This is a genomic window from Pseudomonas sp. IT-P2, assembly GCF_949767575.1.
Classification (GTDB): Bacteria; Pseudomonadota; Gammaproteobacteria; order Pseudomonadales; family Pseudomonadaceae; genus Aquipseudomonas; species Aquipseudomonas pharyngis.
Genome location: NZ_CATKQA010000011.1, coordinates 285,168 through 297,453, shown reverse-complemented (window position 1 = coordinate 297,453; position 12,286 = coordinate 285,168). Strand labels below are relative to the sequence as shown.

Genomic DNA, 12,286 nt, shown 5'->3' with positions numbered 1-12,286 from the left:
CATAATCAAAACCGTTGACAGTTTAGATTTCGATCATCATCCTAATTTCACACCCACCGATCTCCATTCACGGGCACGGAAGATTCATCAGATGACCAAACAGACTCTTTTCTCCCCTTACACGCTAGGCAGTCTCACGCTGTCGAACCGCGCTGTTCTCGCGCCGCTGACACGCAACCGCGCGGGCCAGGGCTTTGTCCCGAGCGAATTCGCGGCGATCTATTACAGCCAGCGCGCCAGCGCCGGTTTGCTGATCAGCGAAGCGACGCAGATTTCCCGACAGGGTCAGGGTTATCAGGACACCCCCGGGATCTACACACAGGCGCAGATAGACGGTTGGCGCACGGTCACCGATGCGGTTCACGCCAAGGGCGGAAAAATCTTCCTGCAGCTGTGGCATGTCGGCCGCGTTTCACACGTTGACCTGCAAGAAAACGGCGCCGCACCGGTGGCCCCGTCTGCGCTGCGTGCCGCGACCAAAGTGTTCGTCAACAACCGTTTTGAAGACGTTTCCGAACCCCGCGCGCTGGAACTCGACGAACTGCCGGGGATCGTCTCCGATTTCCGCCAGGCCGCGGCCAACGCGGTCGCGGCCGGGTTCGATGGCGTGGAGATTCACGGTGCAAACGGCTACTTGCTGGATCAATTCCTCAAGGACAACGCCAATCTGCGCACCGACGCTTACGGCGGTTCGATTGAAAATCGTGCGCGTCTGTTGCTCGAAGTGACGGCGGCGGTCGTCAATGAGATCGGCGCGGATCGCACCGGTGTGCGTCTGTCTCCAGTGTCGCCAGCCAACGGCGTATCCAGCAGCGATCCGCAGGCGCAATTCAATTACGTCGTCGAGCAACTCGACGCCCTCGGTGTGGTTTACCTACACGTGGTCGAAGGCGCGACCGGCGGCCCGCGCGACGTGGCGCCTTTCGATTTTGGCGCCCTGCGCCAGCGCTTCAAAAACACCTATATCGCCAACAACGGCTATGACCTGGACCTGGCGAACGCGCGGCTCGCCGAAGACCAGGCCGACCTGATCGCCTTCGGTCGCCCGTTCATTGGCAACCCGGATCTGGTGGAGCGCCTGAAGCAGGGCGCGCCGCTGTCCGCGTTCAATCCCGCCACCCTCTACGGTGGCGGCGCGGCGGGCTACATCGACTACCCGACGCTGGCTGAATCAAGCGTCAGCGCAAGCTGAGCGCGTTCTGTTTCTCACCTCCTGAAAGAGAGATACCCCATGAACACTCGCCCTACTGTTCTCATTACTGGCGCCTCCACCGGCATTGGCGCCGTCTATGCCGAACGCTTCGCCAGACGTGGTCACGATCTGGTACTGGTCGCCCGCGATCAGGCTCGCCTGGACACACTGGCAGCGCGCTTGCGCAGCGAGCACGACGTCGCCGTCGATGTCATCCCGGCAGACCTGACCCAACTCGCCGATCTGACCACCGTTGAAAGCCGCCTGCGCGACGACGCCCGCATCGGCATTCTCGTCAATAACGCCGGCGCCGCGCTGTCCGGCCACTTCGTCGATCAAAGCACCGACAGCGTCGCGCAACTGGTTGCCCTGAACACCACGGCGCTGGTGCGGCTCGCCAGCGCCATCGCCCCACGCCTGGCCAAGGCCGGCGACGGCGCAATCATCAACATCGGTTCGGTGGTGGGCCTGGCGCCGGAATTCGGCATGAGCGTCTACGGTGCGACCAAGGCCTTCGTGCTGTTCCTGTCCCAGGGACTGAGCCTGGAACTGTCGCCGCAAGGTGTCTATGTGCAAGCCGTGCTACCCGCCGCCACTCGCACGGAAATCTGGGATCGCTCCGGCGTCGACATCAACACCCTGAGCGAAATCATGGAAGTGGGTGATCTGGTGGATGCCGCACTGGTCGGTTTCGATCGTCGCGAACCTGTGACCATCCCGCCGCTGCACGAGGCCGAGCGCTGGGATGACCTGCAGGGCGCACGCCAGGGCCTGCTGGGGCAAATTCGCCAGTCTGCGGTTGCCCAGCGCTATCAGACGCCACAGTGATTTTTTGCTAGCGAGCAGTCGCGGCAGATTCGATGCAGGCACAGGGCATTGCATCGAATCCTGTCGGCTTGCCGGAGTGACAATGAGTTCAATACAGACAAATTCCCGCTCGGGTTCGCCGACGTCATTCATCGACGCAGCGAACCAGTCGATCACGGTCAACGGCATTCCCTACGCCTACCGCGACACCGGGCCCGCAACCGGCGTGCCCCTCGTGCTGTTCAATCATTGGGGCGCGGTGCTGGACAACTTCGACCCCGCGATCATCGATGGCCTGGCGCAAACCAGACGCGTCATCACCACCGACTATCGCGGCATCGGCAACTCGGGTGGAACCGCGCCACTGACGGTGGGTGAAATGGCCGACGATGCGATCCAGCTGATCAGGGCGCTGGGGCTGAAAACCGTGGATGTGCTCGGATTTTCCCTCGGAGGTTTCGTCGCTCAGGACATTGCCCTCAAGGCGCCTGACTTGGTACGCCGGTTGATTCTGACCGGTACTGGACCGGCGGGCGGCACCGGCATCGACAAGGTCGGCACAGTGTCATGGCCATTGATCCTCAAAGGCTTGCTGACCCTGCGCGATCCCAAGTTCTACCTTTTCTTCACCTCGTCGGCCAATGGGCGACGGTCTGCCTCGCAGTATTTAAGGCGCCTCAAGGCACGCAAGAACAATCGCGACAAGGGCCCGACGCCACGCGCCTTCCTGCGGCAATTGAAAGCCATCACGGCGTGGGGCAGACAACCGCGGCAAGCGCTCGGACGCTTGCGCACACCGACACTGGTCGTCAACGGCGACAACGACATCATGGTGCCCAGCGTTAACTCGTTTGAACTGGCCAGGCTTATCCCCGACGCACAGTTGGTGATTTATGAGGATGCCGGGCACGGCGGGATTTTCCAGCATCACGCCGACTTTGTGGCCAAGGCGCAGGCGTTTCTCGATGCTTGATCACGTCACGCAGCAACACCGCAACCCACCGACTACCCTCCGTACAACCAGCAAGAGCCGCACCACGATGAAAGCATTTCTGATTGATGGCTATGGCAAGAACCCCGGACGCATTGGCGAAGCGCCCGCCCCCGCAGTCGGTGCCCACGACGTCTTGATCGAGGTCCATGCGAGCAGCGTCAACGTGCTGGATTCGAAGATCAGCAAAGGCGAGTTCAAGCTGATCCTGCCCTACGCCTTTCCGTTGATCCTGGGCAATGACCTGGCGGGGGTCGTGGTTGAAGTCGGTTCGAAGGTGACACGCTTCAAACCGGGAGACGCGGTATATGCTCGCGCGCCCGAAGCGCGGATCGGGACGTTCGCCCAATTGATCGCCGTGAACGAAACCGCGGTCGCCCTGAAACCTGGCAATACCGACATGGTACAAGCCGCGTCCTTGCCCCTTGTTGCACTGACTGCGTGGCAAGTACTGGTTGAAACCGCCCGGCTGCAAAAGGGCCAGAAAGTGCTGATTCACGCAGGCTCGGGCGGCGTTGGCACCATTGCCATTCAGCTTGCCAAACACCTCGGTGCGTTTGTCGCCACAACCACCAGCACCGCCAATGTCGAATGGGTCAAGGCGCTGGGGGCCGATCTGGTGATCGACTACACACAGCAGAACTTCGAAAATGTACTGCATGACTATGACGTGGTGCTGAACAGCCTCGGCGCCGACGTACTGGAGAAGTCACTCAAGGTCCTGAAACCTGGTGGCCAGCTCATTTCCATCTCGGGCCCACCCACTGTGCAGTTCGCGCGGGAGCAAGGGTTGTCCTGGCCATTGCAGCAAGTCATGCGCCTGCTGAGCCTTGGCATTCGTCGCAAAGCGCGCAAGCAGGACGTCAGCTATGCGTTTGTGTTCATGCGAGCCAATGGCGCTCAACTGCAACGCATCACCGCGCTCGTTGAGGGCGGAATCATCAAACCTGTGGTTGATCGCTCCTTCCCCTTTGAATCAACGGCCGAGGCATTGAAGTACGTTGAGCGGGGACGCGCCAAGGGCAAGGTCGTTGTTGCGCTCAAATGACCACGCCGCCTGTTCCTGAATCGAACGTAGACACTGCACACCCTTTACTGCTGGAGCGGCCCTCAGCCGAAGTGATTTCGCCAGAGGAGCAGCAAGTGCTTCAACCGGATGATGTGCAGGTTCAACCGCCCGTTATCGTTTGGCACAGTTTGATGCTTGAGCCATAAGGAAGGTTGCAGGTGATCTCGTCAGGCTGTCGCGCTCGACTCGACAAGATGAATTTGCGTGGCATTGCGCCCGGCCAGCCAGGCCAGCACGGAAGCGGCGACCAGGACAGCGGCGCTAAGCTCTAAGGTGGCTTTGTAGCCGCTCAAATCAAAGGCCAGACCGCCAATGATTGCGCCGCCGGCGATCGCCAGCTGGACGATGGCTACCAGCAAGCCGCCTCCCGCTTCAGCATCATCCGGGAGCGTCTGCGCCAGCCATGTCCACCAGCCGACCGGTGCGGCCGTGGCGACCAGCCCCCAGAGTCCGAGCAACACGGCAGTCAGCACCGGCGATTTGCCGAAGCTGATCAACGCCAGCGCGATCACCGCCATGACCAGCGGAATGGCGGTCAGCGTGCGGTAGAGACCGCGCCCCATAAACCGTTCGATCAGAAAGGTGCCGATAAACCCAGCCAGTCCCAGCCCCAGCAGCATGAAGGACAAGGTTGAGACACCGACGCCCGTCACGCCTTCAAGAAATGGTCGCAGGTAGGTGAACAGCATGAACTGGCCCATGAAAAAGACGCTGACGGCGACCATGCCCAAGGCCACTGGCAATTGCTTCATCAGACGCAGAACGTTGCCGCTACCTGCCTGGCGTTCGGCCTTGAAGGACGGCAGGCTGATCAGCAGCCACACGGCGGCAAGCACCGCGACCGGAACCACACAGAAGAATGCGCCGCGCCAGCCGATCAACGAGCCCAGGAAGCTGCCCGCCGGAGCGGCGATGACCGTGGCCAAAGCGTTGCCGCCATTGACGATGGCCAGCGCACGGGAAACCTGTTCAGGCTTCACCAGGCGCATGGCAGTCGCCGCCGACAGCGACCAGAAACCACCAATAGCGATCCCGATCAGCGCGCGTCCGAACATGAATGACGGATAGCCCGGCGCAAGCGCGACGACCGTACCAGAGACGATCATAAGCAGGGTCAGGCCCAGCAGAAGCTGCTTGCGTTCGATGCGAGCGGCGACCGAGGCGATCAACAAACTGGTGATCAAGGCAAAGCCACCGGACACGGAAATCCCCTGCCCGGCCTGGCCCTCGGTGATGTGCAGGTCTGCCGCAATCGGCGTCAGCAGGCTGACGGGCATGAACTCTGAAGCGACCAGGGCGAATGCGGCCAACGACATGGCCAGCACGGCGCTCCAGCCGCCCGTTCTTTTAGAAGGTTTTGTAGAAGGTAACGTCATGAAAACTACCTGTGGTGCGAAAAACCGTAGGGGGGTGATGCGCAGGGGCAAGCAGTTTGTCGCCCGTCCGGGCACTGCCCCTGTAACAGATAGACACATTCTCCCGGTCAATCCGGTGCTTCCCTAGTGCATTCCTCTTGAATGCTTGCCTGATCCTCTGGGGATGCAGGGTGATAGATAGGAAACGTCTCGCGCGCGCATTAGAGTTCGGTCAAAGGAGTGAGCCCACATGATCCCTACCCCTCTGCCCCAGGAATCACATTTGGCACGGCACATCGACCCGCGTGTGAAAGCACCGGGTGACTTCGCCACGTCGATACCCGGGCTGTCGCTGTTTCGTCGCGACCAGCCGGCGCCCCCCGTGGTGTGCATGATCGAGCCCAGCCTGATTCTCGTGGGTCGCGGCGAAAAGCGCTTGTGGGTCGGCGGTGAGGGCTACAGCTATGACCCGTCGCGGTTTCTGGTCACGTCGCTGGACCTGCCCGCGAACTCCGAAGTGATGCTCGCCAGTCCCGGACAGCCCTGCGTCGGCCTCGTATTGAAACTGGATGTCAGCATGCTTGCCGAGGTCATTACCAAGAGCGGCTTGCCCTCGAAACGCCAGCCATCAACGGGTACGGGCGCTGCGATTGGCAGCCTGTCGTCAGCGTTGGAGGACGCGCTCGATCGCCTGCTGGCATTGCTCGATGAACCCGAGGCGATCCCGGTCCTGGCGCCGCTGATTCTGCGAGAAATCCACTATCGGCTGCTGCACACCGACCAAGGCCCACGGCTGCGGCAGATCACTGCCGTCGACGGTCAGGGCTATCGCATCGCCAAGGCCATTGACTGGCTCAAGGTCAACTACACCGATGCCCTGCGCATCGACGATCTGGCCGCGCGGGTGCAGATGAGCACGCCGACCTTTCACCATCATTTCCGCCAGCTCACCGGCATGAGTCCGCTGCAGTACCAGAAATGGCTGCGGCTCAACGAAGCGCGCCGACTGATGTTGATCGAGCGCCTCGACGTGTCGCGGGCGGCGTTTGCAGTCGGCTATGAAAGTCCTTCGCAGTTCAGCCGCGAATATGGCCGGCTGTTCGGCACCGCACCGAGCCGCGACATGGCCCTTTTGCGCGGGCAGCCATTCGAGGCAGAAGCCCTCGGCACAGTCGCGAATTGAACGAAAACCGGTGATGCGCCGCGCCGCGTGTCACCGCTCATAACAATGCACGTCAACCGATGATCAGCGGGTGAATCATGGAACTACGAATCAACCAGAAGACCTATCAGGTCGATGCCGACGCCGATACGCCCTTGCTGTGGGTGATCCGCGATGATCTGGGCATGACCGGCACCAAGTACGGCTGCGGACTGGCGCAATGCGGCGCCTGCTCGGTGCTGGTGGACGGCAACGTCGTGCGCTCGTGCGTCACGCCGGTGGCCGGTGTGGTCGGCCGCGAGGTCACCACCATTGAGGCCATCGAGGCCGATGACGTGGGCAAACGAGTGGTCTCGACCTGGGTCGATCTGCAGGTCGCCCAGTGCGGCTACTGCCAGTCCGGGCAGGTGATGGCTGCCACCGCGCTGCTCAAGCAGAACCCCAAACCGAGTGATGCGCAGATCGAGGCGGCGATGGTCAATCTGTGCCGCTGCGGTACGTACAACGCCATCCATGCCGCCGTGCATGAACTTGCCGGCAAGGGGGACGCGTGATGAACGTTCGTATCGATCCTTCACAACACGCTTCAGTCCTGGATCTGCAGGAACCGATCAATGTGTCGCGCAGACGTTTTCTGACCGGTACCGCCGTCGGCGCACTGGTGCTCGGTTTCGGTCTGCCACTCGGTGCCACACGGGTGCAAGCTGCAGCGGCGACGACGGCCGAGCGCGGCACGCAGGTCCCGGCGTTTCTCGAGATCCGTCCGGATAACCGCGTGCGTCTGCTCTGCCCGTTCATGGAAGGTGGACAAGGCACGTTCACCGCCATGGCGCAGATCGTCGGTGAAGAACTGGATGCCGATCCGGCGACCTTCCTGGTCGAAGCCGCCCCGCCCGGCGAGGCCTACGTAGTCATGGAGAACGGCATGCGCATCACCGGCGGCAGTATGTCGGTGCGCATGAGTTACCCGGTCATGCGCCGCCTCGGTGCCCTTGCCCGCGCCATGCTGTTGCAGGCGGGCGCGCAGCAACTGGGCGTGCCGGTGAGCGAGTTGAGCACCGAGCCTGGCAAAGTGGTGCACGCCAAATCGGGCCGCTCGCTGGCCTACGGTGAACTGGCCGAGCGCGCGATGGATTTGCCGGTTCCCGACCCGGCCTCGGTGAAGCTGCGTGATCCGAGTCAGTTCCGCTGGATCGGCAAACCGGTGAAGCGCCTCGATGCCTACGACAAATCCACGGGCAAGGCGCTGTACAGCATCGATCTGAAGGTCGACGACATGCTGCATGCCGCCGTTCAACATGCCCCGCGCCTGGGGATGACGGTCGGCAATTTGCGTAACGAAGAGCAGGTCAAGGCGATGAAAGGCGTGCATTCCGTGCATCGTCTGCCGGGTGCCGTGGCGGTGGTTGCCGAGCGCTGGTGGCACGCCAAACGTGCCGTCGAGGCGATCCAGGTCGACTGGCAAGAGCCGACGGCCGACAGCCAAGTGCGGCCGATGCCCGCCGACTTTTCCAGCGACGCGTGGTTCAAGCGCCTCGCTGAAGATAAAAGCCCCGCCAAAGATGATGAACACGAAGGCGATGTGGCTTCGATTCTCAAGGACGCCAAGACCAGGATCGACGCCACTTACCACAACCAATACCTGAACCACGGCCAACTGGAACCGCCTTCAGCCCTTGCCCGATTCAATCCGGACGGTTCGCTGGAAGTCTGGTTGCCGAATCAGGCGCCGGACATGTTCCGCGCCGACATCGCCAAACGCACCGGGCTGGATCCGTCGCGCATCACCTTGCATTCGCCGCTGTTGGGCGGGTTCTTCGGTCGGCATTTCCTCTACGACTCGGCCAGCCCTTACCCTCAGGCCATCGCGCTGGCCAAAGCGGTTGGACGCCCGGTTAAATTGATCTGGAGTCGCGAAGAAGAGTTCCTGCGTGACGTGCTCCGACCGGTTGCCGCCGTGAATTTCCGTGCCGCGCTGGACAACGACGGCTGGCCGCTGGCAATCGAAGCGATCAGTGCCACCGAAGGCCCGACCGAGGCCCTCGCCGGCAAGCAGGGTGAAAAGCTCGACCCGACGGCGCTCGAGGGCTTATCGGGCAAGTCCTATGCGATCCCCAACAAGCGCATCGCGCAGATCTACGTCAAAGGTCCGGCGATGCTCGGCTATTGGCGTTCGGTGGGCAATTCCCTCAACGACTTCTTCTATGAATCGTTCCTCGATGAACTGGCCGACAAGGGCGGCAAGGACCCGTTCGACCTGCGCCTGCATTTGCTGCGCGGCAACCAACGGCTGACCACACTGCTGCAAGCCGTGGGTGAACTGTCGGGCGGCTGGAAGCGTGGGCCGTTTACCGCCGAGGATGGCAGCCGGCGTGCGCGCGGGGTGGCCATGGCTTCGCCGTTCGGTACGGAGACGGCGGTGATCGCCGAGGTGTCCATCGAGAACGGCCAGGTCAAGGTGCATGACATCTGGCAGGCGATTGATCCGGGCAGCATCGTCAACCCGGCGATTGTCGAGGCTCAGGTCAACGGCGCCGTGGCGCTGGGTCTGTCGCAAACACTGGTGGAAGAAGCGGTGTGGATCGATGGCAAACCCCGGGCGCGCAACTACGACTTGTATCCGATCCTGCCGCCTGCGCGGATGGCACGGGTCCATGTGCGCGTGGTCGAGAGCGGGGAAAAAATGGGTGGCATCGGTGAACCGCCGTTGCCTGCGGTCGCACCCGCTGTCGCTAACGCGGTGGCAGCGCTGACCGGTCAACGGGTGCGCAGCCTGCCCATGAGCCGACACACCTTCAGTTGATCAGCGCCGGAGCGTCCATGAATAACAGCCGATTCGCAAGAACCGCTGGCTGGCTGGCGGTGCCGTGCCTGGTCGCGGCAGGCCTGCTGGCCTGGTATGTCACCCGCGAGCCAGTCTCGCGCCTGGAAAACACTCAGATCGCCGTGGCCGATATCGACCCGGCGCTGGTCGCCCGTGGCGAATACGTCGCCAGGTTGAGCGATTGCGTGGCCTGTCACAGCGTGCCGGGTGGCGCGCCATTCGCCGGCGGCCTGGAAATGGCCACGCCGCTGGGCGCGATCCATGCGACCAACATCACCCCGGACTCGGAAACCGGCATCGGCCACTACAGTCTGGCGGACTTTGATCGTGCCGTGCGCCACGGCGTGGCGCCTGACAGTCGCCGTTTATACCCGGCCATGCCCTACCCGTCCTACGCCAAGCTCAGTGATGACGACGTGCGAGCGCTGTATGCGTTCTTCATGAAAGGCGTGGCGCCGGTCAAACAGGCGAACATCCCCAGTGCGATTCCGTTTCCGCTGAACCTGCGTTGGCCGATTGCACTGTGGAACGGTGTGTTTGTCGACGTCGAACCTTATGTGACCAAACCGTCGCAGGATGAGCTGTGGAACCGCGGCGCTTATCTCGTGCAGGGTGCCGGGCACTGTGGCAGTTGCCACACGCCGCGCAGCCTGGCGTTCAACGAGAAGGCACTGGATGAGTCCGGCAAGCCATACCTCGCCGGTGCCCTGCTCGATGGCTGGTACGCACCGAGCCTGCGCGATGACCACAACACCGGGCTGGGCCGCTGGAGCGAGCAGGAGATCGTGCAGTTCCTCAAGACCGGTCGCAACCAGCACGCGGTGGTCTACGGCTCGATGACCGAGGCGTTCAACAACTCCACGCAGTTCATGAGCGATGACGATCTGACGGCCATTGCCCACTACCTGAAGTCGCTTCCCGGGGATCGCGAACGAGATGGCGCGCCGTGGCAATATCAAGCGGTTTCGGCAGCGCAACATCTGGACTCGCCCGGTGCGCATACCTACGTGACGCGCTGTGCGTCGTGCCACGGTCTGGACGGCAAGGGTCAATCGCAGTGGATGCCGCCGCTGGCGGGCGCCACCTCGGCACTGGCCAGGGAAAGTGCCTCGGCAATCAACATCACTCTGAATGGATCGCAACGAGTGGTGACGGCCGGCGTGCCGGATGCCTATCGCATGCCAGCCTTCCGTGAGCAGCTGTCGGATCAGCAGATCGCCGAGGTGCTGACCTTCATGCGCAGCACCTGGGGCAATCAGGGCAGTGCTGTTGATGCAAACACGGTTGGCAAGCTGCGTGAGCACACCGATCCGGCCAGCAGCAGTCCGATCATCCTGCAGATGCGTTAAGAGGAAAACCCGACGGGAGCCATCGACTTGCGTGTGGAAACGCCCTTGCGCCGTAGCACATTCCACACCTCGTCGAATGAACATACATTCATCTAAAACATCGCTCCAAGCGTCTAGTCTGCGGGTTTCGACATAGTGACTACAGGAGTTACCCACCATGTTCTCGCATGAAAGCATCCCGCTGATCATCATCTTCACCATCATGCTGCTTGGCGTTCTCGTCGCCGTCCTCCACCCGGTACATGCTGTCGTCACGTGGCTTCGCAGACGCCGCGAAGCATCTGCAACGCAACGTACGCGAAACGCCGATTCGCGCTGAATACGTCCATCACCCGCCCGGCAAGGTCCGGGCTTTCGGCTCACCCCTGCGCTGCACCCGGTTAAAAACGGCCAGGTGTGACCCCTTCCACACCGATAAGGCTACAGAGCGATACAAAAGCGCCACTGCACGACACATCCCGGGTACACGCCAATGCAAAAGTGTGGGCCATCGGAACCTTCGCTGTCCGACATCAACCATCACTCAGGCAGGTATTTCCATGATCAATCAACTCGACACCGTGCTGTACACCGGCAAGACCCGCACCACTGGCGGGCGCGATGGCGCATCGCGCAGTTCGGACGGCAACCTGGACATCAAGCTTTCGCCACCGGGCTCGAATGGCAGCGGCACCAATCCGGAACAACTGTTGGCAGCCGGTTGGTCGGCCTGCTTCATCGGCGCCATGGGCAAGGCAGCCGCGGCACAGAAGATCAGGCTTCCGGCGGATGTGGCGGTCGAAACCGAAATCGATCTGGGCAAGGCCGGCGACGCATTCTTTCTTCAGGCGCGCTTGAATGTCAGCCTGCCGGGGCTGGAGCCTTCGGTCGCTCAGGCGCTGGTGGACGCTGCGCATCAGACCTGTCCTTACTCAAAGGCCACTCGCGGCAACATCGACGTCACCCTGCGGCTGATCTGAATCAGCCCTGTTTGATCCTGCAAACCGCCCGATGCACGGCTTCGGGCGGTTTTTTTACAGGGTTGAGCGATGCCGTTCCTCCGATTCAAACAACCAGAGGAACGAAACGGTCATTGAATGGTTTACGCGAACGATGTCTCGTGCTCGCTTTCGTGGACGTAAATCCACGAGATTCCCGATGGCGAATCCGGGTCGAGACGCATGAGCGCCGAGTCGACTTTCTTCTTGGTGATCCCGTTCTTGACCAGGTCGAAAACCGTCAGGAAGAAATCACCGGGAAGCGGCGTGATCGAGAGGTTGATGATGTGTGATTCGGGGCTGCCGGCACGCTGGCCGTGCAGGCCCCAAAGGCGTTCCCAGTAGTTCTCCCGGTCCATGATCTGACCGTCCGTGAGCACCACCCGGAAATCATTCGCCAGGGCATCGTACAAAGGCTTGATCGCGTCTTCCGACTGGGAAGCCACACCGCGCGACCACGGGAAAAAGAGGTTGTACCAGCGGTACACCTCGGCTTTGACGAGTGCGGTTTTATCGGTTGTTTCGGTGACTCGGCTGATTGCCATCTGCGTTCTCCTTAA

General features: G+C 61.8%; 12 protein-coding genes. 10 read left to right on the top strand and 2 right to left on the bottom strand.

The features are described 5' to 3' along the window. Nucleotides 1-91 precede the first annotated feature (91 nt). The 4 genes from ACM6JM_RS08190 to ACM6JM_RS08175 all read left to right on the top strand — a co-directional run bounded on the left by ACM6JM_RS08190 (nt 92) and on the right by ACM6JM_RS08175 (nt 4,038). Complete coding sequence (locus ACM6JM_RS08190) at nt 92-1,192, top strand: alkene reductase (protein WP_103386870.1); 1,101 nt, start codon at nt 92-94, stop codon at nt 1,190-1,192. 39 nt (nt 1,193-1,231) lie between these two features. Then, nucleotides 1,232-2,020 (top strand): SDR family NAD(P)-dependent oxidoreductase, encoded by a 789-nt coding sequence (locus tag ACM6JM_RS08185; protein ID WP_103386869.1) that lies wholly within the window; start codon nt 1,232-1,234, stop codon nt 2,018-2,020. An 82-nt stretch (nt 2,021-2,102) separates the two neighbouring features. Next, the gene (locus ACM6JM_RS08180; protein ID WP_103386868.1) at nt 2,103-2,972 is read left to right on the top strand and encodes an alpha/beta fold hydrolase; all 870 of its coding nucleotides are present in this window, start codon (nt 2,103-2,105) and stop codon (nt 2,970-2,972) included. Nucleotides 2,973-3,039: 67 nt separating this feature from the next. Continuing rightward, on the top strand, nt 3,040-4,038 hold the full coding sequence (locus ACM6JM_RS08175; RefSeq protein ID WP_103386867.1) for an NADP-dependent oxidoreductase: 999 nt from the start codon (nt 3,040-3,042) through the stop codon (nt 4,036-4,038). A gap of 188 nt (nt 4,039-4,226) precedes the next feature. On the opposite strand, the gene ACM6JM_RS08170 is transcribed toward ACM6JM_RS08175, so the two are convergent. Continuing rightward, on the bottom strand, nt 4,227-5,435 hold the full coding sequence (locus tag ACM6JM_RS08170; RefSeq protein WP_103386866.1) for an MFS transporter: 1,209 nt from the start codon (nt 5,433-5,435) through the stop codon (nt 4,227-4,229). Nucleotides 5,436-5,664: 229 nt separating this feature from the next. Here ACM6JM_RS08170 and ACM6JM_RS08165 point away from each other — a divergent pair, with 229 nt between their 5' ends. From ACM6JM_RS08165 to ACM6JM_RS08140, 6 genes are all read left to right on the top strand, one after another. Continuing rightward, the gene (locus ACM6JM_RS08165) at nt 5,665-6,597 is read left to right on the top strand and encodes an AraC family transcriptional regulator (protein ID WP_103386865.1); all 933 of its coding nucleotides are present in this window, start codon (nt 5,665-5,667) and stop codon (nt 6,595-6,597) included. Nucleotides 6,598-6,674: 77 nt separating this feature from the next. Continuing rightward, on the top strand, nt 6,675-7,130 hold the full coding sequence (locus ACM6JM_RS08160; RefSeq protein WP_027613020.1) for a (2Fe-2S)-binding protein: 456 nt from the start codon (nt 6,675-6,677) through the stop codon (nt 7,128-7,130). Further along, nucleotides 7,130-9,379 (top strand): molybdopterin cofactor-binding domain-containing protein, encoded by a 2,250-nt coding sequence (locus tag ACM6JM_RS08155; protein WP_414881645.1) that lies wholly within the window; start codon nt 7,130-7,132, stop codon nt 9,377-9,379. Before ACM6JM_RS08160 ends, ACM6JM_RS08155 begins: the two co-directional genes overlap by 1 nt. A 17-nt stretch (nt 9,380-9,396) precedes the next feature. Continuing rightward, nucleotides 9,397-10,749 (top strand): c-type cytochrome, encoded by a 1,353-nt coding sequence (locus tag ACM6JM_RS08150; RefSeq protein ID WP_414881644.1) that lies wholly within the window; start codon nt 9,397-9,399, stop codon nt 10,747-10,749. A gap of 157 nt (nt 10,750-10,906) precedes the next feature. Next, nucleotides 10,907-11,068 carry a hypothetical protein gene (locus ACM6JM_RS08145; protein ID WP_166742318.1) on the top strand — a complete coding sequence of 54 codons (162 nt, stop codon included), beginning with the start codon at nt 10,907-10,909 and terminating at the stop codon, nt 11,066-11,068. 220 nt (nt 11,069-11,288) lie between these two features. Then, on the top strand, nt 11,289-11,708 hold the full coding sequence (locus tag ACM6JM_RS08140; protein WP_039772166.1) for an organic hydroperoxide resistance protein: 420 nt from the start codon (nt 11,289-11,291) through the stop codon (nt 11,706-11,708). 122 nt (nt 11,709-11,830) lie between these two features. Here ACM6JM_RS08140 and ACM6JM_RS08135 read toward each other — a convergent pair whose 3' ends face one another. Continuing rightward, nucleotides 11,831-12,271: a hypothetical protein gene (locus ACM6JM_RS08135; protein ID WP_103386860.1), complete on the bottom strand. Its 441-nt coding sequence runs from the start codon at nt 12,269-12,271 to the stop codon at nt 11,831-11,833. Between the last annotated feature and the right edge of the window lie 15 nt (nt 12,272-12,286).